The 25,875-nt window shown below is 48.1% G+C and carries 27 protein-coding genes; 10 read left to right on the top strand and 17 right to left on the bottom strand.

Annotated features, from left to right (window positions below):
* Positions 1 to 11 precede the first annotated feature (11 nt).
* From H3L97_RS09245 to H3L97_RS09225, 5 genes are all read right to left on the bottom strand, one after another.
* Positions 12 to 602, bottom strand: coding sequence for a TerD family protein (locus H3L97_RS09245; protein WP_097113263.1), 591 nt, complete (start codon positions 600 to 602; stop codon positions 12 to 14).
* 18 nt (positions 603 to 620) lie between these two features.
* Positions 621 to 1,319, bottom strand: coding sequence for a TIGR00266 family protein (locus H3L97_RS09240; RefSeq protein ID WP_097113262.1), 699 nt, complete (start codon positions 1,317 to 1,319; stop codon positions 621 to 623).
* An 80-nt stretch (positions 1,320 to 1,399) separates the two neighbouring features.
* Entirely contained in the window at positions 1,400 to 1,975 is a 576-nt protein-coding gene (locus H3L97_RS09235) for a TerD family protein (protein ID WP_097113261.1), read from the bottom strand.
* 51 nt (positions 1,976 to 2,026) lie between these two features.
* Complete coding sequence (locus tag H3L97_RS09230; protein ID WP_097113260.1) at positions 2,027 to 2,605, bottom strand: TerD family protein; 579 nt, start codon at positions 2,603 to 2,605, stop codon at positions 2,027 to 2,029.
* A 116-nt stretch (positions 2,606 to 2,721) separates the two neighbouring features.
* On the bottom strand, positions 2,722 to 3,801 hold the full coding sequence (locus tag H3L97_RS09225) for a TerC/Alx family metal homeostasis membrane protein (protein WP_097113259.1): 1,080 nt from the start codon (positions 3,799 to 3,801) through the stop codon (positions 2,722 to 2,724).
* Between the two features lie 228 nt (positions 3,802 to 4,029).
* Here H3L97_RS09225 and H3L97_RS09220 point away from each other — a divergent pair, with 228 nt between their 5' ends.
* From H3L97_RS09220 to H3L97_RS09200, 5 genes are all read left to right on the top strand, one after another.
* A complete protein-coding gene (locus H3L97_RS09220) occupies positions 4,030 to 4,665 on the top strand; it encodes a vWA domain-containing protein (RefSeq protein WP_097113258.1) in 636 nt (211 codons plus the stop codon).
* A 24-nt stretch (positions 4,666 to 4,689) separates the two neighbouring features.
* Positions 4,690 to 5,316, top strand: coding sequence for a TerD family protein (locus H3L97_RS09215; protein ID WP_097113257.1), 627 nt, complete (start codon positions 4,690 to 4,692; stop codon positions 5,314 to 5,316).
* Between the two features lie 88 nt (positions 5,317 to 5,404).
* On the top strand, positions 5,405 to 6,046 hold the full coding sequence (locus H3L97_RS09210; RefSeq protein ID WP_097113256.1) for a vWA domain-containing protein: 642 nt from the start codon (positions 5,405 to 5,407) through the stop codon (positions 6,044 to 6,046).
* Positions 6,047 to 6,055: 9 nt separating this feature from the next.
* Positions 6,056 to 7,609, top strand: coding sequence for a PP2C family serine/threonine-protein phosphatase (locus H3L97_RS09205; protein WP_097113255.1), 1,554 nt, complete (start codon positions 6,056 to 6,058; stop codon positions 7,607 to 7,609).
* Positions 7,606 to 9,105, top strand: coding sequence for a helix-hairpin-helix domain-containing protein (locus H3L97_RS09200; RefSeq protein WP_097113254.1), 1,500 nt, complete (start codon positions 7,606 to 7,608; stop codon positions 9,103 to 9,105). The genes H3L97_RS09205 and H3L97_RS09200 overlap by 4 nt, the downstream gene beginning before the upstream one ends.
* 7 nt (positions 9,106 to 9,112) lie before the next feature.
* Here H3L97_RS09200 and H3L97_RS09195 read toward each other — a convergent pair whose 3' ends face one another.
* Positions 9,113 to 9,931 carry a hypothetical protein gene (locus H3L97_RS09195; RefSeq protein WP_143269082.1) on the bottom strand — a complete coding sequence of 273 codons (819 nt, stop codon included), beginning with the start codon at positions 9,929 to 9,931 and terminating at the stop codon, positions 9,113 to 9,115.
* A 64-nt stretch (positions 9,932 to 9,995) separates the two neighbouring features.
* The gene (locus H3L97_RS09190) at positions 9,996 to 11,984 is read right to left on the bottom strand and encodes a DNA topoisomerase IV subunit B (protein WP_097113299.1); all 1,989 of its coding nucleotides are present in this window, start codon (positions 11,982 to 11,984) and stop codon (positions 9,996 to 9,998) included.
* Positions 11,985 to 12,104: 120 nt separating this feature from the next.
* Between H3L97_RS09190 and H3L97_RS09185 the strand changes: the two genes are divergently transcribed.
* Positions 12,105 to 13,010, top strand: coding sequence for a LysO family transporter (locus H3L97_RS09185; protein WP_097113252.1), 906 nt, complete (start codon positions 12,105 to 12,107; stop codon positions 13,008 to 13,010).
* Positions 13,011 to 13,021: 11 nt separating this feature from the next.
* Here the strand turns inward: H3L97_RS09185 and H3L97_RS09180 are convergent, their stop codons facing one another.
* Both H3L97_RS09180 and H3L97_RS09175 read right to left on the bottom strand, forming a co-directional pair.
* Positions 13,022 to 13,882: a 3-deoxy-D-arabino-heptulosonate 7-phosphate synthase gene (locus H3L97_RS09180; RefSeq protein ID WP_097113251.1), complete on the bottom strand. Its 861-nt coding sequence runs from the start codon at positions 13,880 to 13,882 to the stop codon at positions 13,022 to 13,024.
* A gap of 283 nt (positions 13,883 to 14,165) precedes the next feature.
* On the bottom strand, positions 14,166 to 15,719 hold the full coding sequence (locus H3L97_RS09175) for a TerC family protein (protein ID WP_097113250.1): 1,554 nt from the start codon (positions 15,717 to 15,719) through the stop codon (positions 14,166 to 14,168).
* A gap of 263 nt (positions 15,720 to 15,982) precedes the next feature.
* Here H3L97_RS09175 and H3L97_RS09170 point away from each other — a divergent pair, with 263 nt between their 5' ends.
* The 4 genes from H3L97_RS09170 (at position 15,983) to H3L97_RS09155 (ending at position 19,923) form a co-directional block, all read left to right on the top strand.
* Complete coding sequence (locus H3L97_RS09170) at positions 15,983 to 17,173, top strand: polysaccharide biosynthesis/export family protein (RefSeq protein ID WP_224446360.1); 1,191 nt, start codon at positions 15,983 to 15,985, stop codon at positions 17,171 to 17,173.
* A 110-nt stretch (positions 17,174 to 17,283) separates the two neighbouring features.
* Complete coding sequence (locus H3L97_RS09165) at positions 17,284 to 18,465, top strand: capsule biosynthesis protein (protein WP_097113249.1); 1,182 nt, start codon at positions 17,284 to 17,286, stop codon at positions 18,463 to 18,465.
* Between the two features lie 13 nt (positions 18,466 to 18,478).
* Positions 18,479 to 19,276 carry an ABC transporter permease gene (locus H3L97_RS09160; RefSeq protein WP_179655755.1) on the top strand — a complete coding sequence of 266 codons (798 nt, stop codon included), beginning with the start codon at positions 18,479 to 18,481 and terminating at the stop codon, positions 19,274 to 19,276.
* Entirely contained in the window at positions 19,273 to 19,923 is a 651-nt protein-coding gene (locus tag H3L97_RS09155; RefSeq protein ID WP_097113248.1) for an ABC transporter ATP-binding protein, read from the top strand. The genes H3L97_RS09160 and H3L97_RS09155 overlap by 4 nt, the downstream gene beginning before the upstream one ends.
* Before the next feature lie 45 nt (positions 19,924 to 19,968).
* On the opposite strand, the gene H3L97_RS09150 is transcribed toward H3L97_RS09155, so the two are convergent.
* From H3L97_RS09150 to xerD, 8 genes are all read right to left on the bottom strand, one after another.
* Positions 19,969 to 20,280 (bottom strand): hypothetical protein, encoded by a 312-nt coding sequence (locus tag H3L97_RS09150; RefSeq protein ID WP_097113247.1) that lies wholly within the window; start codon positions 20,278 to 20,280, stop codon positions 19,969 to 19,971.
* Between the two features lie 33 nt (positions 20,281 to 20,313).
* A complete protein-coding gene (locus H3L97_RS09145; protein ID WP_143269081.1) occupies positions 20,314 to 20,847 on the bottom strand; it encodes a hypothetical protein in 534 nt (177 codons plus the stop codon).
* Positions 20,848 to 20,913: 66 nt separating this feature from the next.
* Entirely contained in the window at positions 20,914 to 21,042 is a 129-nt protein-coding gene (locus H3L97_RS12085; protein WP_263480785.1) for a hypothetical protein, read from the bottom strand.
* Between the two features lie 7 nt (positions 21,043 to 21,049).
* Complete coding sequence (locus H3L97_RS09140) at positions 21,050 to 21,448, bottom strand: ClpXP protease specificity-enhancing factor (RefSeq protein ID WP_097113245.1); 399 nt, start codon at positions 21,446 to 21,448, stop codon at positions 21,050 to 21,052.
* A gap of 2 nt (positions 21,449 to 21,450) precedes the next feature.
* Positions 21,451 to 22,056 carry a glutathione S-transferase N-terminal domain-containing protein gene (locus H3L97_RS09135; protein WP_097113296.1) on the bottom strand — a complete coding sequence of 202 codons (606 nt, stop codon included), beginning with the start codon at positions 22,054 to 22,056 and terminating at the stop codon, positions 21,451 to 21,453.
* 113 nt (positions 22,057 to 22,169) lie between these two features.
* A complete protein-coding gene (locus H3L97_RS09130; RefSeq protein ID WP_097113244.1) occupies positions 22,170 to 23,600 on the bottom strand; it encodes a surface lipoprotein assembly modifier in 1,431 nt (476 codons plus the stop codon).
* A gap of 82 nt (positions 23,601 to 23,682) precedes the next feature.
* Positions 23,683 to 24,798: a transferrin-binding protein-like solute binding protein gene (locus H3L97_RS09125; protein WP_097113243.1), complete on the bottom strand. Its 1,116-nt coding sequence runs from the start codon at positions 24,796 to 24,798 to the stop codon at positions 23,683 to 23,685.
* Between the two features lie 175 nt (positions 24,799 to 24,973).
* Positions 24,974 to 25,852 (bottom strand): site-specific tyrosine recombinase XerD, encoded by an 879-nt coding sequence (gene xerD, locus H3L97_RS09120; protein ID WP_097113242.1) that lies wholly within the window; start codon positions 25,850 to 25,852, stop codon positions 24,974 to 24,976.
* Positions 25,853 to 25,875 lie beyond the last annotated feature (23 nt).

Here is a 25,875-nt window from a genome sequence, read left to right as displayed (position 1 = left end):
AACCCCATTTCTCACAAATGCGGCAAAATGCGTGGCACGATTTTATCGGGTGTTGAACCATGGCTGTTTTCGCCAATCGCGTGCATTTTCCATTCCCCATTGTGGCGATACACTTTTGCCATGATTTGCGCGGTGTGGTTGCCCTGTGCCGACAAATTGTAACGCGCAATTTCTTGCCCATTTTCGCCATTGAGCAGGCGACAATAGGCATTTTCCACGCTGCTGAAATCCTGTCCTGTGTAATTGCTGACCGTAAACACCAGCGATTTGATGTTGTCGGGAACGCGATTCAATGCCACGGTAATTTGCTCATCATCGCCATCGCCAGCACCTGTGCGGTTGTCGCCACTGTGTTGGATTGAACCATCGTTGCTGTGTAAATGATTGAAATACACGATGTCTTGCAGTTCGCCTTTCTCATCAAACATCAGGCAAGATGCGTCCAAATCAATGGCTTTTTCACCGCCACCAAACAAGCCGCTTAAAAATCCACCTGATTTTTTTGCTGCGTCCCAACCCAAACCCATGATAACGGTATTGAGTTTGCTGCCTGCTTCTTTTTCCAAAGAAATTTTTTGACCTTTTTGCAAATTGACTGCCATGATTTTGCTCCTAAAAGATTATTTGCTGATTTGATTGCGAATTTCGGCAATGAAACTGTTCATGTTGCGCGAACAAATCACCACTTTGCCCACCCCTGAAAACCGCAATACCACACCTTCGCCACTGGTTATGCTGTTGATGATGTTGCCCAATACACTGCGATTTTGCCCTGTGCTTAATGAGATTTGGTAATTCAGGCTGCTGTCCCATGCCACCACATGACCGTTGTCTATGGTAATGGGGTTGTTGGGGGTAACGTCCAGCGTAAACAATGAGCCAAAACCGCATACCGCCACTTGCCCAGCCCCCGAAGTTTGCCCAACAAAAAAGCCACCCGTTTCGGCAAAAATGGCGGCACCCACGCGCTGTAATTGTGCGGTTAAACCCACACCTGATGTGGCTGCCAAATAGGCGGTGTCGGCAATTTTGTATTGCACCGCGCCCACGTCCAGCACTTCAATGTCGCCTGAAAATGGGGGCGCAAGCAAGCAATCGCCTGCACCGCGTGTGGCTTGAATGTGTTGCTGAAAAAAACTTTCGCCATTGACCAAACGCCGTGCCAATGCACCCAGCAAACCGCCTTGCATGTGGGCGGTTAAATCCAAATTGCTTTCCATCATGACCATGGCATCGCTTTCGCAAGAAATGGATTCGCCTTGCTGTAAACTGATGTGCAAAAAGGGGTCGTGTTCGCCTGTTACGGTTAAGGTGGGCATGGTTTGCTCCTTGTGTTTGGGGTGTGGTTTTCAGGCTGCCTGAAAATGTTTTTGACAATTCAGGCAGCCTGAAAAACGCATCACACGTTCACGCCAAAATGTTGTGCCAAAGCCGCTAAGCCGCCTTTGAAACCTTGACCAATGGCTTTGAATTTCCATTCGCCATTGTGGCGGTAAATTTCGCCAAAAATCATCGCGGTTTCCACCGATGCGTCTTCGGACAAATCAAAACGTGCCACTTCCACATTATTGTCGGCATTGACGCAACGAATGAACGCGCTGGCAACTTGTCCAAAATTTTGTTTACGCGCCTCCGCATCGTGAATGGTTACGGCAATGGCGATTTTTTCCACATTGGCAGGGACTTTGCTCAAATCCACCAAAATCACTTCATCATCGCCATCGCCTGCGCCTGTGCGGTTGTCGCCCAAGTGTTTGACTGCGCCCGTGTCGGACTGGCTTTGGTTGTAGAAAATGAAATCGGCATCGGAGCGTACTTTGCTTGTGTTGTTCAACAAAAACGCGCTGCCGTCCAAATCAAAACTTTCGCCATCGGTGGCACGAACGTCCCAGCCCAAACCAATGTGCATTTGGGTTAAGGTGGGGGCTTCTTTGCTCAAATTGATGTTGCCACCTTTTTGTAAACTGATTGCCATAATTGAACTCCTGATTTTGATAAAAAGACGCTTTCAGGCTGCCTGAAAGCCCTATGCCACATTCACACCATATTGTTGGCACAAACTCAACAATCCGCCTGAATAGCCTTGACCAATGGCGCGGAATTTCCAATCCCCATTGTGGCGATACACTTCGCCAAACACCATGGCGGTTTCCGTGCTGTAATCTTCCGACAAATCAAAGCGCAACACTTCCTGTCCCGTTTCGTGATTGACCAAACGCACAAAGGCATTGCTCACTTGCCCAAAATTTTGTTTACGCAAATCCGCATCGTGAATGGTAACGGTAACAAACAAAGATTTGATGTTGGCAGGCACTTTATCCAATTCAACCAAGACGCTTTCGTCATCGCCATCGCCGTCTCCCGTTAAATTGTCGCCCGTGTGTTGCACCGAAGCGCATGGCGAAACCAGTTGATTGTAAAACACAAAACATTCATCAGATGGCACTTTGCCCTGTTCATTGGTCATGAACACGCTCGCGTCCAAATCAAATGCCTGACCATCGCTGCTGCGCGCGTCCCAGCCCAAGCCGATTAAAATGTGTTTCAACAAGGGGTCGGTTTTGCTCAAAGAAACATTTTGACCTTTGCTTAATGTTACTGCCATAAATCAATACTCCCTGTTTGATTGTGAAGAAAAAAGCCGCCTGAAAACGCATTTTGCCGTGCATTTTCAGGCAGCTTACCCATTTTTTCAGGCTGCCTGAAAAAAGATTTTCAATATTATTCAGATGAATTCGGTTGGTTGTCGTTTTTTTCGGGGAAGACAAACGATGCCACCACGCCCAAAATCAACACCACCGCCACCACCACCAAAGACGCATTGGGCGAAATTTCAAACCCATGATGAAACAAATGATTGGTTGCCGCCAAACCCAGCTTAAATGCAATGAAAAACAGCAACACAATGACCGCCTTTTCCAAATGCACCAAATAGCCTTTTAAGGCTTCCAGCACAAAATACAAAGTTCGCAAACCCAAAATCGCAAACATCATTGCGCTGTACACAATCAATGGCTCTTTGGAAACCGCAATCACAGCAGGCACGCTGTCAAACGCAAACATCACATCAGACAATTCAATCACCGCCAAGCACAAAAACAAAGGTGTCGCAACCCATTGACCTGCCTTCATTGGGGTAGGGTGGCTGTTTTCAGGGTGATGCACATCTTCGCCAGCCAATTCCAGTTTCACATCGGGGTGGGCTTCACGCGCTTGTTGCAATTCTGCCGCGTTCAAGAAAAAATGGTGTCCATGCAAACGCGGAAACACAGGGAAAAATTTGTGTACCCAACGATAAGCCAAATGTTCCGAATAATCTTCGTTTTCATCTGCTTCATCGCCTTGTTTGAGCATCATCACGGCAGTCCAGCCCACAATCAGGGCAAAAATCAGCTCCACATAAGGACCCAAAGCCAACAATCCCGTGCCAATCGCCACAAAAATCATGCGGAACACAATCGCCCCAATAATGCCCCAATACAACACGCGATGGCGCAAACCCTCTGGTACTTTAAACCACGCAAACACCGCCATCATCAAAAACAGATTGTCCACCGACAGCACTTTTTCCAAAGCATAGCCCGTGAAAAACAGGCTAGCCATTTCGCTGCCGTGATGCACCCACAAAAACACACCAAATGCCACCGACACCAAAACCCAAAACAGCGACCACAAAGACGCGCTTTTTAAGCTCATGGGTTTGTTGTCTTTGTGGGCGAACAGGTCAATGGCAATTGCACCCACAGATAAAATCACAAAAACCGCCACGGTTTCTGCTGGAAAGCCCAAATGTTCATTCATCAAATCAAGTCCTTATTTTTCATTTCAATCAAATTAAACCACAAAAGTGATTGTAAATGATTTTGCCGAGTTTTGGGGAATTTTTTGATAAAAAAATTCATGGGTCAATCAGAATGTGGCTTTTTTTGCCAAATGGGTCTTGTAAAATCAAGGCAGTTATTCTAAAATCAAAAACGCGTTGCAATACTTTACTTTTTTTCAACAAAATCAACACAAAGGAAAGCAATCATGCGCCGCTTACCCGTTTATTTATTGGTGGATACTTCTGGTTCTATGCACGGCGAAGCCATTGAAGCCGTTCGCAATGGTTTGCAGGTTTTGGTATCCGCATTGCGTCAAGACCCTTATGCTTTGGAAACGGCTTATTTGTCTGTGATTACGTTCAGCAGCAATGCCCAGCAAGTTACGCCCTTAACCGAATTGATGAATTTTCAAGTGCCGCACATTGAAGCCAATGGCACCACCGCCATGGGCGAAGCATTGAGCTTGCTTGCCGATTGCATTAACCGTGAAGTGGTTAAAGGCAGCGCAGAAGTTAAAGGCGATTGGAAACCTGTGGTGTTTTTACTGTCTGACGGTTCGCCCACCGACAGTTTGAGCAAGGGCTTGAATGCGATGAAAGGCGTGAAAACAGGCACTTTTGTGGCGTGTGCCGCAGGTTCGTCTGCCGATACCGCCACTTTGAAACAAATCACGGAAACGGTGGTGTCTTTGGATACGGCTGATGCCACGTCCATTAAAGCCTTTTTCAAATGGGTGTCAGCTTCCATTTCGGTGTCCAGTCAAAAAGTGGAAAACGGTAAGGAAGTGAGTGGCTTGGACGAATTGCCACCGCCGCCACCTGAAATCAATGTGGTGATGTAATTCAATTTGAGGGGGAGGTAAAATATGGCAATTTCCTTGCGTAAAGGTCAAGGCGTGAATTTGCGTAAAGACACGGGTTTTGATTTGTCGCGTTTGAGTGTGGGTTTGAGCTGGGAAGTGATTAACAGCCAGCCTGAATACGATTTGGACGCGATTGCGCTGGTGTTGGACGAGCAGGATAAAGTCCGCAGTTTGGGTAAATTGAATGAAAATGGTCGCCCCACTTTGGTGGGTGGCGATGTGGTTTTTTACAATTCGCTGGTGCACCCAAGCGGCAAAATCCGTTTGAGTGGCGACAATCGCACGGGTTCCAGCCACGATATGGACGATGAAACGATTGAAGTGGATTTGGACAGTTTGCCCGCGCAATTTCATGCCATTGTGTTTTTGGTGGTGATTTTTAAGGGCAAGGAACGCGGTCAGTCGTTTGCGGGGGTGAATCGGGCGCGGATTTTGGCGCGTGATGCAAAAGGGCGCGAAATTTGTCGCTACGAAATTGGCGGCAATGCCGAAAATGCCCAACATTGTGCCATGACTTTTGCCCGTGCCGAACGCGATGGGCAGGGCGGCTGGGTGTTTCGCGCTTTGGGCGAATTTGCGCAAACCGACCGTTTTGTGGATTTGCTCAAAGCCAATCACATGCCGTATTGAGCATTTTCAAGTTGTGTAGGACTGTAAAAGGCTGCCTGAAAAGTGTTTTTTGTGTGTTTTCAGGCAGCCTTTTTGATAAGGAAAAACCATGTCGCGCCGATTGCTTACCTATATTTGCATAGACACTTCTGGCTCCATGCGGGGCGAACCGATTGAGGCGGTAAACACGGGTTTACGCGCACTCATGGCTTCATTGCGCCAAAATCCGTATGCGCTGGAAAGTGTGCATTTGAGTCTCATCACATTTGACAGCCAAATCAAAACTTTGCTTGCACCCACGCCTTTGGAGCAGGTAACGTTGCCTGAAATCGTGTGTCCTGAAAGTGGCGCAACGTTTTTGGGGGCGGCATTGGAACACGTTGTGCAAGCGGTGCAACGCGACCGCATTTTGGGCAATGCCCAGCAAAAAGGCGATTGGCGACCGATACTCATTATTTTAACAGACGGCAAACCCACCGATTTATTGGTGTACAGCGAAACCATTCCCAAAATCAAGCAGTTGGGCTTTGGCAACATTGTGGCGTGTGCCGCAGGCCCCAAGGCAGACGCGAGCTATTTAAAGCAACTGTGCGACAATGTGGTGGCTTTGGATACCATGGATGCGGTATCGTTTTCCCAATTTTTTCAATGGGTTTCGGCGGCGGTGGCGCAAAGCAGCGTGAGTATAGGCAACCCTTCTTTGCGTACACAATTGCCACCGCCACCTGCTGAAATCAATGTGGTTTTATAGGGATTTGATATGACAAAAGTTTTATCTGAATGGCAAAGCGTTTGGGCGCAATGTGCGGAAAATGAAACGCGATTTGCCGAATTTGTGGCGCAAAATCCCGAATTGGCGCAAACTTTTTGGCAAAAATGGCGGGATTTTTGTGAAAACGATACCACGGCGGCGTTTGAGGTGGCAAAACGCCTGAACGATGATGATGTACCGTTCAGGCAGCCTGAAAATGACCCCGATTCACCCGATTCAAATGAAATGGTGCATGAAAATGCCATTCAATCCACCCAATCCACCCCAACGCCACCTGAAACAACGATGACCAACCCAACCTTACCCAATGCGCGCAAAGGCGAAGTGTATTGCGTGGATTTGCCCGAAACCGCGCTTGATGTTCACATTACACCCGAATGCGGCTTGCAATGGGACAAAACCGCGCAACGCATATCGGGCATACCCACGCATTCGGGCGATGTGGAAATTCGCTATTATGTGCAAAGTGAAAGCACTTTCCGCCCCGTGTATCACAAAATTTACATCAATCCCGACCCCAAAGATTTGTGGACGAATATCCCAACCGACCCCAATATCCCCTTTTATAAGCCCGATAATCACAGTGAAATGCTTACCACCACGCATGGGGCATTGTTGGCGGCGCGTGTTCGGGGGCGTTCGCACGCGCACACGGGTAAACCTTGTGATGATGATTTTGCGATTCGCCATCATGAACAAACGGGTTTGCATTTGATGGCGGTGTCGGACGGTGCAGGCAGTGCGGCATTTTCGCGTTTGGGTTCACAGGTGGCGGTGGCGGCAGTAGCCGATTGCGTGTGGCAATTACTGAACAGCCAACAAGACAACTACACCCTTGCGCCACAGCAAACTTTGGCACACCAACAAAAAGTCTTGCTCAATTTGACCAATCAGGCAGCATATCAGGCAATGGTGGCTTTGCACCAAACCGCCAAAACAAACAACATTGAACTCAAACAGTTGTCGTGTACTTTATTGTTTGTATTGAGTTTGCCGCTTGAAAATGGCGTTTGGCTACACACCACCTATGGTGTGGGTGATGGCGCATTGGCAATTTGGCAGCCTGAAACGCAACACCTTCATTTTGTTGCCGAAAGCGACAGTGGCAGCTATTCGGGCGAAACGCGCTTTTTAACCGCCGATGAAACCACGGTGGCGGCACTCAAACAGCGAACGCGCATTCATATGAATGAACACGCCCCCATTTTGTTTGTCATGACCGATGGCGTGTCCGACCCCAAATTTGAAACCGATTTGCAGTTGAAAAATCCGCAAAAATGGCAGGATTTGTGTGCCGATTTGCAAGCGGTTTGGCAAAATGAGCAGCCTGAAATGGCTTTGCAAGAATGGTTGAACTTTTGGTCGGCAGGCAATCACGATGACCGCACTTTGGCGATGTTTGTGCCGCAAGCGCATTTCAGGCAGCCTGAAAATGCGGTTTCAGATGAAAATATTGCCGATTTGCCTGAAAATGCGCCTGAAAAAACCGATTTCAGGCAGCCTGAAAGCCCCAATCCCAGCCCCGAAAGTGAAACACCATGAGCCAAATCATCACACTCACCGCAAGCAATGGCGAAACCATACAATTTGTTAATGAAATCAAAGCACAAGGCGGCATGAAAGATGTGATGTTTTCGCCCAATAAAGATTATGTGGTGGCATTTTTCCGCGAACCTGCCAATGCTGCCACGCGCGACCGTTTGGAGCAAATCACAGGCTTGTATCGCCAACGCATTTTTGAACAAGAAGGCGGCGAATACCTGAAAAAATTGTATTGCTGGCCGACTGCCGTGGTGGAATACGATGGCAAATTGGGGGTGGTTGCGCCTTTTTATCGCGATTGTTTTTTCTTTGAACACGGCAGCCGCAACAACGATATGCTCAACATTAAGGGCAAAGACAAAGACGGCAAATGGTTTGCCAGCGCGTCCAACCGCAATCGTTTTCTTGACCCCAAAGAATTGGGCGATTGGATGACGCATTTGAAAATTTGCATTATGTTGGCGCGTGCGGTACGGCGTATGCACATGGCGGGTTTGAGCCACAGCGATTTGGGTTACAAAAATTGTTTGATAGACCCCGTAACAGGGCAAGCCTGCCTGATAGACATTGATGGTTTGGTTGTACCAGGTAAACACCCGCCCAGCGTGGTGGGTACGCCCGATTTTATTGCGCCCGAGGTGGTTGCCAGCGCACATTTGCCCAGCGATGACCCACAGCGCAAATTGCCCAGTCGCACCACCGATTTGCACGCTTTGGCGGTGTTGATTTACATGTATTTGCTGTATCGCCACCCCTTGCGCGGCGACAAAATCCACGACCCCAACGACCCACAACGCGATGAAGAATTGGGCATGGGCAGCCAAGCATTGTTTATTGAACACCCCACCGACACCAGCAATCGCATTAAAATCGCCAACTGCAAAAACAGCGATTTGCCATGGAAAGACACCCAAAAAATCCCCTATACCGTGTGTGGCAGCTACATCGCCGATTTGTTTAAACGCGCTTTTGTGGACGCGCTGCATCAACCGCAGTTGCGCCCCACCGCCGATGAGTGGGAACGTGCTTTGGTCAAAACGGTGGATTTGCTGCAACCGTGTGCCAATGCCAGTTGCGAGCAAAAGTGGTACGCTTTTGACAATTCGCGCCACCCTGTTTGCCCGTTTTGCGGTACGCCGCATTCAGGCAGCCTGCCTGTATTGAATTTGTATTCTGCCGCGCCCAATGGCAGCTATTTGCCTGATAATCATCGGATTATGGTGTACAGTGGACAATCGCTGTTTGCGTGGCATGCCAACAAAAATGTGTTCCCCAACGAACGCTTGTCTGCCGAAGATGCCAAGCGCGTGGGCTATTTTGTGCAACATCAGGGTAATTGGTGGCTGGTAAACGAAAGATTGCCTGAAATGTATGATGTGCAAAGCAAAACCGCCATTGGCGTGGGCGGTAAAATTCAGTTGCGTGAAGGCAGCCAAATTTTGTTGCAAAAAGGTCAAGGCGGTCGTTTGTTGATGGTGCAAATGGCAGGGCAGTAGTGCGGTTTCAGGCTGCCTGAAACGCCAATCGCCGCGCCCACAAAAACAGCAGCGCAAACGGCAAACTAATCAGCAGCAAACCCACCCCAAATTCGCGCCACACAGTCCGTTCCCTGTGCTGATACCACGCCAAAGTCTGTTCGGGCGACCAAAGTGTTTGATTGTCCACGCGCAGGGAAACGAGACGGGCTTTTTTTTGATTTTCAAAAATGTATTGGGCGGTGGCGATTTTGCCAGCGTGTTGGTAAATGTCTTGGCAGATGAATGTGTCCATTGTCTTTTTTGAATGCAGGTCGCATTGAAATTTCACGCCAGCCAAGTCCAAAAAATAAAATGTGCAACGTCCCCCTTTACCACATGGCTTGGTAAAACTGGATTTGCTTTTGGGAATGCTGCCTGAAAGGGTCTGGGTGGAATGATGGATAATGGCTTGTTTTGCCGTATCATATTTCACATAAACGACCATCGGTGCTACCAATAAAGCCATCGCCACCAATACATAAAGCCATTTGAGATGACGGTGTAAATCAGCAAAAATATAACAAGCCAGCAATGGTATCAACAAAGACCAAGATGAAAATTCTTTAAATATAACCATATAAGGCAAGATAATCATGCCAAAAAAGAACACGCGCCCAAAAGCAATGATGTGAGAAGTGGCTTGTTGTTTGAGCAAAGCAAACAAGGAAAACATCACGGTTAAAGCAGCAATCACTGCCAACATCATCCAAACTTCTGCACCCAACCATTTTTTAAAAAACAATGGCACAATGCTTGCTAAAAATAGGGCTAATAAAAACAATGGGTTTTCTTTCATTTTAGTCATTTTCCTACCTTTCAGGCTGCCTGAACATTCAAGCAGCCTGAAAAATGAAATCATTGAAATTATTTTAAATATCCCCTTCCGCCTTATCCCCTTCGGCTTCCATCCACGCGCGGCGACTTGCCGCTTCGCCCTTGCCCATCAGTTTCAGGAACACGGTTTCGGTGTGCGCTGTGTCTTGTGTGGGAATTTGCACTTGCAGCAGCCTGCGTGTGTCGGGGTGCAAGGTGGTGTCTTTCAGTTGGTCGGGATTCATCTCGCCCAAACCTTTGAATCGGCTGATGGAAAAACCATTTTCGCGGATTTTTTCGCTGCTCAATCGTTCCAAAATGGCTTTCAATTCGTTTTCGTCCAGCGCGTACAATTTGCGAGCGGGTTTGTTTTTGCCTTGCGCGTTCACGTCCACGCGGAAAAGCGGTGGTTGTGCCACATAAATGTTGCCATTTGCCACCAATTTCGGAAAATGACGGTAAAAAAGCGTCAAAAGCAACACTTGAATGTGTGCGCCGTCCACGTCTGCATCGGACAAAATGGCGATTTTGCCGTAACGCAAACCGCTCAAATCCACATCGTCATCGGCACCGTGTGGGTCCACGCCAATGGCGACTGAAATGTCGTGGATTTCGGCATTGCCAAACAGTTGGTCTTTGTGAATTTCAAAGCTGTTCAACACCTTACCGCGCAAAGGCAAGACTGCCTGAAAGCGTTTGTCGCGCGCCAATTTGGCTGAACCGCCAGCCGAATCGCCCTCTACCAAAAACAATTCGTTTTCGCGTACGTCTTCGCTTTCGCAATCGGTCAATTTGCCTGGTAAAACCGCCACGCCAGAGCCTTTTTTCTTTTCCACTTTTTTCACGGAACGCATACGCGCTTGGGCTTGTTTGATGGCTAGCTCGGCGATTTTTTTGCCCATTTCCACGTTTTGATTGAGCCACAATTCCAATGGGTCGGCACACACGGTGGCAACCAGTTTGAGCGCGTCTCGGTTGGTGAGTTTGTCTTTGGTTTGCCCTTGGAATTGGGGGTCAAGTACGCGCGCGGACAGCACAAACGCCACGCGGCTGAACACGTCATCGCTTTGCAATTTGATGCCACGCGGTAACAGGTTGTGGTGATTGATGAAATTGTTTACGGCATTGAACGTGGCTTGTTTTAAACCTGCTTCGTGCGTGCCGCCCAATGGCGTGGGAATGAGATTGACGTAGCTTTCGTTGGCGCAACTGCCTTCTTCCAGCCATGTGAGCGCGAATGCCGCGCCTTCGCCTTCGCGGAAATCTTCGTGGCTGCCTGAAATGTGGTTTTCGCTGGCGAAAATGGGGGCGATTTCTTGTGCGTTTACCAATAAATCGGCAAGATAGCTGCGTAAACCTTGCGGATAATGCCATGTTTGGGTGTGGGCGGTATTTTCAGGCTGCCCTTTGATGTGGCGCGTTAGCGACACGCTCACGCCTTGTAATAACACGGCTTTGGCGCGGAGCAGGCGTTCTAATTCGGTTAAATTGTAGTTGGCTTGTTCAAAGTATTTGGGGTCGGGGTAAACGCGGATTTCGGTGCCTGTGTCTTTGGGGCTGCATTTGCCGATTTCGTGTAGCGGTTCAAGCACTTCGCCATGCGCGAACACGATGCGTGAGATTTTGCCTTCGCGTTTGACGCTGACTTCTAAGCGCGTGGACAGGGCGTTGGTTACGGACACGCCCACGCCGTGCAAACCGCCTGAAAAGGCGTATGCGCCATTGCCGTCTTTTTTGTTGAATTTGCCGCCTGCGTGGAGCTGGGTAAACACCAGTTCCACAACGGGAATTTGCTCAATGGGGTGCAAGCCTGTGGGAATGCCGCGCCCGTTGTCGCGCACGGTAATGGAATGGTCGGGGTGGATTTGTACGTCAATTTGTGTGGCGTGTCCGCCCAATGCTTCGTCTGCGGCATTGTCTATCACTTCTTGAATGATGTGGGTGGGCGAATCGGTGCGGGTGTACATACCAGGGCGTTCTTTGACAGGCTCTAAACCTTTGAGAACTTTAATGCTTTCTTCGGAATAAGATGGATTTTTTGCCATTGTGTTTGGGTTTTGCAAAATAAAATAAAATGGGATTGTAAAGGAAAATGGGGTTTTCAGGCTGCCTGAAACCGTTTTTGTCCCTATAATTTTGCTTTTTTGAAAGCAAACGGTTCCACCATGCAAAGTTTACAAACCATTATGACGATATTATTGCCTTTATTTATTGGATTTTGCTTTAAAGTGCCAAAAGGCTGCCTGAAAAGGCTGGAACAGTTTTTGAATTATTTGGTTTACGCCATTTTGTTGCTCATCGGCATGGGTTTGGCGCAAACGGAAAATCTGTTTCAAGAATTGAATAACATTGTTTTTTATGCGCTTTTTTTGTTTGTTTTGTTGATGTTGTGCAATGTGGCTGCGTTGTGGGCGTTTGATGTTTACACGCGCCAACGCCACGTTCAGGCAGCCCAAAACGTGCAAGGCAAATTCAATTTTGCCGACAGCGCAAAACAAATTGCCATTTTGATTTTGGGCGTGATTTTGGGTTTCAGGCTGCCTGAAAACGCATTGCCACCGCATGATGCGGGTTTGTATGCGTTGATGATGTTGATTTTTGTGGTGGGGATTTTGTTGCGTGGCAACGGCATTTCACTCAAACAAGTGATTTTAAATCAATATGGTATGCAAATCAGTGTGGTGATGATGTTGTCTAGCGCATTGGCAGGGGCAATTTTTGCTGCGGTGTTGGACGATGTTTCGTGGAGCAAAGGTTTGGCGTTGGCATCGGGTTATGGTTGGTATTCGCTGTCGGGCATTGTGATGACGCAAGCCTATGGCGCAACGTGGGGCAGCGTGGCTTTGCTCAATGATTTGTTGCGCGAATTTTTTGCTTTGGCGTTTATCCCTTTGTTGATGAGGCGTTCGGCGGCTGCTGCGATTGGCGTGGGCGGCGCAACCAGTTTGGATTTTACCTTGCCGATTATTCAAAAATCGGGCGGATTGGCGGTGGTGCCTGTTGCCATCAGTTTTGGCTTTATTGTGAATGTGGCTGCGCCTTTGTTGATGGTGGTGTGGGTGGCGATGTGATTTCAGGCAGTTTAAACCACAATCACATCAGCCCCTGCCGCTTGCGCCAATTTCAGCAACACTTCATGTGGCATTTGCCGATGTGCCAACTGGCTGATGTTTGCCAACACGGGTAAATGGCTCAACTGCTTGGCGGCGGCAATCGCGTCCACGTCCAAACGCAAAGGTGCGCCGTGCCACGACAGTGTGCCTGATTCGCCCAAAATAACGTGTTGATTGCCGTGCAACACGATTTGTTCTGCCGCCATCAGCCAATCGCGCCAACTGTGGTGTGGGCTTTTGCACACCACCACGGGCGTGTTCAGGCAGCCTACGGTGTGCAAAATGTGCCGATTTGCCAACAATTCGCCACCCAAATACAGCACATCGGCTTGTGATGACAATGCCGCCTCCAAATGGCTGCTGTCGCGTACGCGAACCCATGCGATTTGTTGATTTTGATGTAAATGTTGAATATCGCTTTGCAATTTTTTGCTGGCGGCTTTTTCGTTCAGGCTGCCTGAAAGGGCGTAGGGATTGGCAGGGGCGTTGAATGGGTCAAGCAAAATCATCGCCAAATCGGACGAAACATCGCTTGCCACAAACTGTGTTTCGCCACCGCCCAAAGCCACACCGCGCACGGTAATCACGGTGTCTTGCGCCCATGCTTCGCGGCTGATGATGCGCCAATCGTGCATGATTTTCATGGCGCGTTCCACTTGTGGCAGGCGTTCAAATTCTGTCACGTCAAACACGCGCTCATCGCCCACCGCGCCAATGATGGTACGCTCTTTGCCGCGTGAAATGTGTTCGCTCAAACCGCGCTGGCGTATGGTTGCCACCACGCGCTCAATCGCGCTTTCATCGGCTTGGTTTTGCATGACGATAATCATGGTTTATCCTTATATGACATACGGTGTAGGGAGTAACTTGTTGCACCAAATCCATGTTTTGTCAGGAAAAATGGTGCAATGAATTGCACCTTAGGGGCTAATGACAATTTGGGCGCGAAGTTGGTTTTTCAGGCAAACACCGCTTCGCTGTCAAATTCAAGGAGAAAATGCGAGTCAATGCCACCCATTGGCGCGTATTTTTGACGCAGAAGTTGGCAATTTTGATGAAAAAACAATCGCGAAACGAATTGTCATTAGCCCCTACGCTTGTTCTACTGAAAAATCATTCCTCTTCGGGAATGCGTTCAATTTTCACGCGCTCAATTTTGTGTCCGTCTTTTTCCAACACGCTAAATCGCCAACCGTGAAATTCAATCGCATCGCCCACTTCGGGTAAATCGCCCATTTCTTCCATAATCAATCCTGCTACGGTGTGAAATTGGGTATCGTCTGTTTGCGGTGGCAAAGCCAGTTGCGGAGCGAGTTCCACATATTCCAATGCGCCATCAACGGTCAGGCTGTTGTCGGTGTGTTCTTGCAACATGGGTTCGTCTTGGCGTTCAAATTCTTCGGGAAATTCGCCTGCAATGGTTTCCAGCAAATCTTTCATCGTAACCATGCCCAGCACCGCGCCAAATTCGTCCACCACCAAAGCATAATCTGCGCTGTGTTGGCGAAACAGTTCAATTGCCATCAGTGCCGTTGCGCTTTCAGGCAGCATGAGCGGCTGTTTTAAGGCTGCCTGAATGTTGATTTCGCCCGTTTCCAACACATTGGCGAGTAAATCTTTTTTGTTGATGTAGCCCAAAGGTTCGTCCACGCCCGCCTTGCCCACCACCAGCATACGCGCATAGGGGCTGCTGATGAGTTTGTGTTTTTGTTCATCTTTGCTTTGCGAAATGTCCAAGCGTTCAATATCGCTGCGCGGAATCATCACGCCAAAAATGGGGCGTTCAGCCAGCGTCAGCACGCTGCGTATCATGGCTTTTTCGTTGTCCTCAAAGCGGGTTTGGTCGGGCGATTGTTCTTTTGCCAACAGCGTTTCGCGTATGCCCATCATGCCCAACACATTTTCAGCCGTGCGTTGTCGCCACGAGCTGCCAATGTATTCTTTTTTCTTGGTGTTTTTTTGCGAAATTTGGTTAAAAATCTCAATCAAAATGGAAAAGCCGATTGCCGCATACAAATAACCTTTCGGAATGTGGAAATGAAAGGCTTCGGCAATCAAGCTGAATCCAATCATCAGCAAAAAGCCCAAACACAACATCACCACTGTGGGGTGTCTGTCCACAAAATCGGTAAGCGGTTTGCTGGCTGAAATCATGACCGCCATTGCCACCACCACCGCCGCCATTGCCACCACAATGTGTTCCACCATTGCCACGGCGGTAATCACGCTGTCTATGGAGAATACCGCGTCCAGCACCAAAATTTGCGCCACCACGCCCCAAAAAGCCGCGTGTTTTTTGTGGTGGTCGGCAACGTGAAATTGGTTTGCGCCTTCCAAGCGTTCGTGCAATTCGGTGGTGGCTTTATACAGCAAAAACACGCCACCGCAGAGCATAATCAAATCCTTGCCCGACACATTTTGCCCCCACGCGCTGAACAAAGGTTCGGTGAGCGTGATGATTTTCGCCATAAAAGCCAACATCACCAGCCGAATCGCCACCGCCAAGCCCAAGCCCGTCATACGCGCCTTATCGCGCAAAGACGGTTTGACCTTATTTGCCAAAATCGCCACAAAAACGAGATTGTCTATGCCCAACACCACTTCCAAAATCAACAAAGTGGCAAAACCTATCCAAGTTTGCGGCTCGGCAAGCCAGCTTAAATCCATGATTGCAGGTATCCTTCAAATAAAATAATAAAAAAACAACAACAAAAAGCTGCCTGAATCAACGTCAAAGTGGCGTTTCAGGCAGCCTGAAAAAAACAAATTGTGATAAAGCCGAAGTGTCAGCGTTTTGCATAACAGCCAAATCAAAATGAAAACCTTGCAAGTTTAACAGCTTGCCCCCAAAATGTAAAATTTCAGCCAGCCTGAAAATCATGTTAAAATGCAAACATGATTGACTGCTACCCTGCGGGGTAATGTTTGTGATGACAACACGTTTTACAACCAAAATGCTGCCCTTGTGTGTTGCAGTAACCGTATTATTGTCTGCCTGTGGCGCGTATTTGCCAGCGTCAGGTCCCACCGCAAAAGGCGTGAACGAAATCAATGTTTCAGCCAGCGAAAACCCAGCCGCTTTACCCAAAGTGGAAATCATTGATGTTGATGATGCCCTGTCTCAACAACTCTACTTATCGCAACCCAAACAAAGTTTAGCCGATTTGGGCAACGCCACCGTGGGGTCAGCCGATGTGGTCAATGCAGGCGATGTGTTGGAGATTGGCATTTGGGAATCGCCACCTGCTTTGTTGTTTGGCGGTGCGCTCAATTCCATGGGTTCGGGTACGGCGCAACACATCAATTTGCCACCGCAAATGGTCAGCGAAAGCGGCAAAGTTTCCGTTCCCTTTTTGGGCGCGATTGTGGTGCGCGGCAAAACCCCAGAGCAAATCCAAAAAGACATCGTATCACGCCTCAAACGCATGGCAAATCAACCACAAGCCTTGGTGCGCGTGGCACAAAACCATTCAGCCAATGTTACCGTGATTGGTGCAGGCAAAAGCGTACGCATGCCACTGACCCCACACCGCGAGCGCGTTTTGGACGCGATTGCCGCCGTGGGTGGCACCAACAGCGATGTGCGCGATGTGTCGGTGCAATTCACACGCCAAAATCAGGTTCGCACCGTTTCTTTGGAAGATTTAACCGAAAGCCCTTCGCAAAACATCTATTTGCGCCCCAATGATGTGATTACGCTCAAAACCAATCCATTGAGTTTTACCGCATTTGGCGCATTGGGCAGAAATCAACAATTCCGCTTTTCCGCCAAAGGCTTGAATTTGGGCGAGGCATTGAGTACCGCAGGCGGCTTGCTCGATAATCGTGCCGATGCCAGTGGTGTGTTTGTGTTCCGTCATCAGCCGCTTTATGCCTTGCCGCAGCAGGCGCAACAAAATTGGCTGGCACAAGGCTATCGCGCCAATATGGAAGTGCCTGTGGTGTATCGCCTGAATTTGCGCAATGCCCAATCGCTGTTTTGGTTGCAACGTTTTCCCATTCAAGACAAAGACATGATTTACGTTGCCAACGCGCCCGCGTCTGAATTGCAAAAATTCTTGCATTTGATTTTCTCGCCCATTGTGGGTGGCGCAAACAGCGTACAAAATTTGAGTCATTAAACATTTTTTCAGGCAGCCTGTTTGGATTTTTCTGCTGCCTGAAAAGTTGTTTTTCATCAAAAAATCTTTTTCAGGCAGCCTGAAAAACCCAAACCGAAAGTTTCATTCAAATGGCAGAAACCGAAAACAAAGACACGCAAATTGACGTGGTTACCCAAGCACAACAGCGCATTCAAAAAAAACGCAAACGCCGCAGCCGATTGTTCAATCCCTTGTTGTGGCTGTGTGTGATTTTGCCCACTTTTTCAGCCAGCATTTATTTTGGCGGCATCGCGTCCGACCAATACATTTCCGAATCCAGTTTTGTGGTGCGTTCGCCTTCTGGCTCATCATCGGGCATGGGTGGTTTGGGTGTGCTGTTTCAAGGTTTGGGCGGCATGTCTCGCGCCCAAGATGATAACTACACCGTGCAAGAATACATGCGTTCACGCACCGCTTTGGACGCACTGATTGCCGAAAAAATGCCTGTTCGCAGCTTTTATGAGCAAAAAGGCGATGTATTCAGCCGTTTTAACGGTTTTGGTTGGGAAAATTCACACGAAGCCTTTTACCAATATTATCGCCAAAAAGTGGGCATCAGCTTTGACGCGGTTTCAGGCATTGCCACTTTGCGTGTTCGCGCGTTTGACCCCAAAGAAGCCAATCAAATCAACCAAGCCCTGTTGCAAAAAGGCGAAACCCTGATTAACCAACTCAATCAACGCGCCCGCAGCGACACCATCGCCTTTGCACAAGAAAACGTCAAACAAGCCGAAGAGCAAGTGAAACAAATTGCCGATAAATTGATGACTTATCGCATACAACACGGCATTTTTGATTTGAAAGAGCAATCATCGGCACAATTAAGTTTGGTTTCCAAATTGCAAGATGAATTGATTGTGATTCAAACCCAGCTAGACCAAGTTCGCGCCATCACGCCCGATAATCCCCAAATTTCAGGTTTGGAAACCCGCGAAAAAAGTTTACGCGCCGAAATCAAAAAACAAAGCGATTTGATTGCAGGCAGAAACAACGCATCCATGGCAAGCCGCGCCGCCGAATACCAACGCCTGATGTTGGAAAACGAGCTGGCTGAAAAACAAATGGCAGCCGCCATGACTTCCTTGGAAAGCGCAAAAGCCGAAGCCGACCGCCAACAACTTTATTTGGAAGTGGTTGCCCTGCCCAATGTTCCCGATATGGCACAAGAACCCAAACGCCTTTACAACACTTTGGCAACTTTTGTGATTGGCTTGATGTTGTATGGCGTATTGAGCTTGCTGCTTGCCAGCGTGCGCGAACACAAAAACTAAAATGGGTATGGCGATGAAAAATTTGCATGAAACCAGTTTGCGCGAATCGTGGCAGATTCAAAAGCGCGTGATTGGCGCATTGCTGATGCGCGAAATCATCACACGCTATGGTCGCAGAAACATCGGTTTTTTGTGGCTGTTTGTGGAGCCTTTGCTCATGACTTTATTTATGGTCATGATGTGGAAATTTATGCGTGCCGACAAATTTTCCAGCCTGAACATGGTGGCTTTTGTGGCAACAGGTTATCCTTTGGCGATGATGTGGCGCAATGCTTCCAACCGTGCCATTGGTGCGATTGCGGGCAATATTGGTTTGCTTTACCACCGCAATGTGCGTGTGTTGGACACGATTTTTGCCCGCATGATTTTGGAAATTGGCGGTGCAACCATTGCCCAAATTGTCATCATGACGCTTTTGATTGTGATTGGTTGGATTGATTTGCCTGCCGACCCCATGTACATGATATTTGCGTGGTTGTTGATGGCGATGTTTGCGGTGGGATTTGGCTTAATCATTTGCTCGGTTGCCTTTCATTTTGAAGTGTTTGGCAAAATATGGAGTGTGTTGAGTTTTGTGTTGTTTCCCATTTCTGGGGTGTTTTTCTTTGTGAATTCGCTGCCTGCACCTGTTCAGGAGCTGGCTTTACGCATTCCCATGATACACGGCACGGAAATGTTTCGGCACGGCTATTTTGGCAGCAGCGTCATTACCTTGGAACAACCGTGGTTTTTGTTTTTGTGCAATTTGGCTTTGCTGCTTTTGGGCTTGTTGATGGTACGCGCATTCAGCGATGGAGTTGAACCCGAATGATTTCCGTAGAACACGTTTACAAACGCTATAAAACCAATTCAGGCTGGCGCATGGTGTTGGACGACATCAATTTTAAATTGCAAAAAGGCGAAAAAATTGGCATTTTGGGGCGCAATGGCGCAGGCAAATCCACCCTGATTCGCCTGTTGAGTGGCGTTGAAGCCCCCACCGCAGGACAAATCAAACGCCAAATGAGCATTTCTTGGCCTTTGGCGTTTTCGGGCGCATTTCAAGGCAGCCTGACGGGTATGGACAATTTGCGTTTCATTTGTCGCGTTTACGATGCAGATGAAGATTATGTCCATGATTTTACTGAAAGTTTTTCAGAGTTGGGGCGTTATTTGTACGAGCCCGTCAAACGCTATTCATCGGGCATGAAGGCGCGTTTGGCGTTTGCCTTGTCGCTGGCGGTGGAATTTGACTGCTATTTGATTGATGAAGTGATTGCGGTGGGCGATTCGCGTTTTGCCGATAAATGCAAATATGAGCTTTTTGAACGCCGTCAAGACCGCTCCATCATTTTGGTGTCGCACAGCCACAGCGCGATGAAGGAATATTGCGACAATGCCATGGTTTTGGACGAAGGCAAAATGCACCAATTTGAAAACATGGAATTGGCGTATCAATATTACAATTCACGGTTGTGAATGAATCAAAAGCTGCCTGAAAACCGATTCCAGGCAGCTTTGGTTTCAGTGGGTGCTGTTGATTTTGATTTCATTCAAAACATCATCGCGCGTTTGTTTCACTTGGCTCAAATGCTGTTTCAAAGTTGCTGCCCGATTGGCGGTAATGGGTGTGCCGTCTTTGTCCCAAGCGGAGATTTGGTTGTCCACCAATTCCAAAGCCGTTTGCCCATTTTCGTGGAAAAACGCGATTTTGTTTTCCGTATTTTGGTAGTAAAGCTGACCGTTTTCGTGCCAAATTTGGCTGTCGCCATTTTGTTGTGAGAGCAGGCGCATTTGCCCGTTGTTGTACCACGCTTGCAAGTTTAAGCCGCTCACATGAATTTTGGGCGAACCGCCTTCATAAAACAGTCACATGGATAAATTATCTGAAAAATCAAGCATTTTGCTTAATGAACCTGTTTCATCAAAATGATAGACCTTGTTTATGCGTTGGTTTTCGTCAAACAGCATGACTTTTTCAGGCAGCCCTGTTTCACGATACCACGCCAACGCCGCAGCCTGAACGCGCCCCATAATCGCCTTGCGTTTGGGATTTTGCTTTTTGGGCAAAATGTAAGCCGATGTCATGGGCTGATTGTCGTTGTCATCGTGCAGATAAAAATCTTGCAAAATGAAATCGCCATTGGCATTTTTGCCCCATAATTTGCGTACAAATTGGCTGTTTTGCCGTGGTTTGGTGTGGATTTTTGCGGTTTTTGCATCAAAATAGCCGATGATTTGCATTTCGGGTTCGCCATCTATTTGGCTCAGAACCTCATTTTCGCTTTGTTTGATGTTGATGCTCAAATCGGTTAGGGTGGGTGCGTGTGTTTCAACATCGTCCGCATAAACCGTCAGCGACCAGCCCAATAATGCCAGCCACAAATAATGCCAAAATTTCAAAACATTACCCCTTATGGTATTGAAAGGCAGCCTGAAAAAATTTTCGGGCTGCCTGTTTTTGTTCAATCAGAATGTGCGACCGCTTTCCACGCCGCCTTTGATTTCGCCATACATTTGGCTGCTGCCTGAACCTGTGCCAGAACAAGCCGCCAATGCACTGGCGAATAAAATTGCCAAAATCATGTTTTTCATCATGTTTTCCTTATTTAACCAATTTGAGATTTTTCTTTTTGGGTGTGTCTGTGGTGGGTTCGGTGGCAGGGTTTGGGCTGCCTGAATCGGCTGGTTGATGGGGTTCCACCTCAAAACCCATGCCTTCGCCCGTTTCTTTGCTAAACAGGCTCATCACATGACCAACAGGTACCCAAATTTCGTGCGACACACCACCAAATCGCGCATGAAAATTAACCCATTCATTGTCAATCAACAAATCTTTGGTGGCGGTGGGGCTGATGCTCAACACAATTTGCTCATCTTTCACAAATTGTGCTGGCACGCGCGTATGCTCGTTTACCCACACGGCAATGTAGGGCGTGTAGGCATTGTCCAAACACCACTCATACAAAGCGCGGAGCAAATACGGTTTTTGTGAACTTGCCATGGTTATTTTCTCATTGCTTTTTCGGCTGGGGTCAGCGCGTCAATAAAGGCTTGGCGTTGGAAAATGCGTTCAGCAGATTTCAAAATGGGCGCGGCGGATTTGGGCAATTTGATGTCGTAATGGTCAAGTCGCCACAACAATGGGGCAAGTGCCACATCAATCATGGAAAAATCATCGCCCAAAACGTATTTGTTTTTGGCAAAAGCAGGCGCAATCATGGTTAAACCGTTGGCAATGGCTTCACGCGCTTTGCTTTGTTCTTTGCTGCTGGCGTTGGTGTTTTCCAAAGTTTGCACATGAATGAACAATTCTTTTTCCAAACGATGCAGCACCAAGCGTCCGCGACCGCGCATAACAGGGTCGGCGGGCATCAGTTGGGGGTGGGGAAAACGCTCGTCAATGTATTCGTTGATGATGTTGGATTCGTACAAAATCAAATCGCGTTCCACCAACACAGGCACTTGGTTGTAGGGGTTCATGACCGCCAAATCTTCGGGTTTGTTGAACACGTCAATGTCTTTGATTTCAAAGTCCATGCCTTTTTCAAACAACACAAAACGGCAACGGTGGCTAAATGGGCAAGTAATGCCTGAATAAAGTACCATCATAATGGGCGTATCCTTTTGAAAAAATGCGTTCAGGCTGCCTGAACAAAAAAACAAAGCCAAATCATAGCCGATTTTGCTGCGTTTGGCTAGAAAATCAATATAATGATTTGATTTTAAAATGCTTTATCCAGTTCCACAAACACCTGCTGTTTGCGATAGCGATACAAAACATGGTTGCTGTTTTGCTTGCTGGCGCGCCACGCCAATTTGGGCATGAAACCGCGCCATTGGATTTTGTTGTGGGCAAGGGTCAGGTAGCTGCTGTATTCGCGGTCTTTGCGGCGTTGGTTGAGAAACCAGTCTGCGCTGTCGTAGCGGCGTGTGGACGCGGTTAAATGCACCGAAGTTTCCAAGCCTTTCCAACGGTTTACCCAACCCACACGCGCTGCTTGGCGAAAGCTGGCTGAACTTTTGTCTCGCGCATTTTCGCGCAACAAATCTGCGCCCACAATCAAAGTGTTGCGCGGATTGACTTGATACTGAAAACTTTGTGAGGCGGAAAAGCTGCTGCCGTCCAAAAAATCGCGGTGCTTGTGTTGGGTGTAGGCGGCGCGGACGCTGCTGAAACTGTGCCATTTGCGATTTAAGGCGCGGTTGTGTTGCACGCGCAAGCCGTATTGTTGCGAATAGGGTTTGCCGCCAAACCAGCGTTTTTCGGCAAGGGGGGTAATGCGCCATTCGCGTTTGATGTTGCGGTGCGATACGCCTGCGCTCACGCCCAAGTTCAAATCGTTGTAGCTGTGTTTTTGCGGATAATGCTTGCCGTAAGCCTGTACGCCCAGTTGTGCCGACCAGTTGCCTTTGAGCGGGATTTTTTTGTCGGCGGCAAAATCGTAGGACACGCCACGCGCTTTTTCGGGTGGGGAAAACCGCCAAGTGCCTGTTTCGGTTTCCAAAACGGATTGTTTGGGGGCGTTGTTGATGTTGTCTTCTTGAATGTAATTCAGGCTGCCTGAAAGCCGCCATTTGTGCTGCTGACGCAAATAAGCCTGTTGTTCTATCAATACATTGTTGATTTCTTGGGGTAAATTTTCGTCTTTTTGCAAAAGGGCGATGTGTTTTTTCGCATCATGATGGCGCGAATCTTGCAACAAGGTTTGCACCAAATCAAAACGAACGGGAGCAGCCTCTGGTTTTTGGGCAACAATATTTTCATACAAAGCAATGGCTTGTTGGGTTTTGCCATCGGCTTGCGCCACACGCGCTTGGGCGTATTGTGCCAAAATTTCGTCTTTATCATCAAGCTCATTGTAAATGGGCGCGAGCAAGCGCACCGCATCTTCATTGCGCGTCATGATGGCGGAATCCAGAGCGTGTTGCAGCAATTCGGGATTGTGGCGCAAATCTTGTGAGCTGATGTGGCGCACACTTGGGTCATTGCTGGGCTGGGCAGGGGCTTGGGGTGGCGCAATATTGGGGTGTTTTTCAGGCAGGGCGGTGTCAAAATGTTCGCTGGGTTGCGCGGGCAAATCAATGGGGGTTTGTGCCGCCACCACACCGCAGCTTGCCGACCACACCAAACACGATAACATTTTTATTTTCATGATGATTTTCCACAAAAGAAAACGATTTCAAGCAGCCACGTTGTGCCACGCTGCCTGAAACCGTTTTTAAATGAAAAGCAAATTATTTCGCTTTTTTTGCGCCAAATGCACCCAAGATGTCGTCATTTTCACGGCTGTTGAATACGCCACCCAATTCAGCAGCATTAGGACCAAAGAAACGACCTTTCATTTCCACGTTCACATCTTTGCCATTGTATTTTTGGGCTTTTGAGCCTTCAAAGCTGTTGCCATCAATTTTACCTTGCAAAGCAATATCAGCAGCTTCTTTGGCATCGTCTTTAATCGTACCTGTGATGGTTTTTTCACCATAATTCACATCAAATTGGGTGGTACCCAATTTTTTATCGGGGTCGATTGGTAAAATGCGATTTGATTTATCTGTTGCAGGGAAACTGGGTACACCATTGGTATAGTAAATGGCATGACCATTGTATTTGGCAGTGCCTGTGGTAGGGACTTCTTCTTTGGGTGTCAATTTACCGTGGGCAATCATGGTATCAATGTGTTCGGTTGTGCCATCCTCCCATTTCACATCTTCGCGAGGTTTATTGATGATACCGAACCAAGTGTAGCTGTAACCACCGCGTGTGGATTGGTGAACCGCATTGCTGTATTTGCGAATTATTTGACCATCTACTTCTTCATCTTTGATACCACCACTGGTCATCACATTGATGCGTGGTGTGTGCGTGGCTTTAAACAACATGATTTCTTCGCCATCAACCACCACTTTATCCAATTGACCACCACTCAAAACGTGTTTGGTATCACGCAAATGGGGTTGTTGGGTTGCTACACCGCCCCATTGGAAACCATCGTCAAAAGTCATGTTTTTGCTGAATGGTGTATCTTGATATTGAATAATTGTTTCTGTTTTGTTTTCAGAAGTGTTGCCTGTTGTGTTACCAGTTGAACCTGTGTTGCTGGTATCGGTACTGTTATTGCTGCTGTTGGTATCTGTTGTGCTGGTATTATCTGTGGTTGTGCCAGCATTGTCTGTGGTTGTGCTGACGCTGTCTGCCGTGGCTGTGCTGGTGCTGTCGGTTTTTTCTGTTGTGTTGGTGCTGCTGATGGCAACATTAACAGGCAAATCTTTGGGGGCGCTGCTGCTGCCGCAGGCTGCCAACAATACCGCGCAAGCACATGCGCTCAACTGCCAAGTGAATGGTTTTGTCATGATGTTTCGTCCTATTTTATGTTAATGGAAAAAAATGGGCATGGGCAATTGTCCTGCCCACGATTTTCATGTTGTAAACTGCTGTGCCGATTATAGCGTGAAATTTTGTGAAATCCAAATGTTTGCCTTGACAATGTGCAATTTTGCGACATTTTTGTTTCAGGCTGCCTGAAAATCAGGCGCGTGGGTGAAATTGTAACACCACATTTTTCAAGCGTTCATTGGCAACGTGGGTGTAAATTTGCGTGGTGGAAATATCGGCATGCCCCAACAGCATTTGTACCGTACGCAAATCTGCCCCGTGATTGACCAAATGGGTGGCAAAAGCGTGGCGCAAACTGTGGGGCGACAAATGGTTAATGCCCACTTGTTGCGCATAATTTTTCACAATCAACCAAGCCAGTTGGCGCGTCATGCCGCCCTTTTTTTGGCTGACAAACAACTCATCACACGGCACATCTTTCAATAATTGTGGACGCGATTGTTGCACATATTTGTCTATCCAATATGCGGCTTCTTCGCCCAAAGGCACGATGCGCTGCTTGTTGCCCTTGCCGATGGTATTGACCAAACCATTGTTTAAATGGATTTCATTCAGGCGCACACCCACGGCTTCGCTGACGCGTAAACCTGTGGCATACATCAATTCCAACAAGGCTTTATCGCGTAAACCATGTGTGCTGCTGGTGTCGGGGGCGTTGAGCAAATCGTCAATTTGCGTTTCGGTGATGATTTGTGGCAGCGTTTGCCCTGTTTGAATGGTTTTGAGTTCACGGGTGGGGTTGTCGTGGCGTTGGGCGGTTTCAGCCAGCCAGCGATACAGGCGCTTGCAGGCGGATAGGGCGCGACTTTGCGAACGGGCTTCTTCGTGGGGCGTGTAAATGGCGGCTGCCAGTTGCTGACGATTGGCGGTGAGAAAATGCAATTGTTCGGCGTGCAAGCGTTGGGCGATTTTGTGTAAATCGCGGCGGTATGCGTCCAGCGTGTTTTGCGACAGGCGTTCTTGCAGCCACAAATGTTCCAATAATAAATCAATGAGGTCATGGTCGTTCATATTGAATTGATGTGGATGGGTAA

The organism is Alysiella filiformis (assembly GCF_014054525.1).
Taxonomy (GTDB): Bacteria; Pseudomonadota; Gammaproteobacteria; order Burkholderiales; family Neisseriaceae; genus Simonsiella; species Simonsiella filiformis.
Note: the sequence above shows the minus strand (reverse complement) of the source record. Positions and strands in the feature narration are given on the sequence as shown.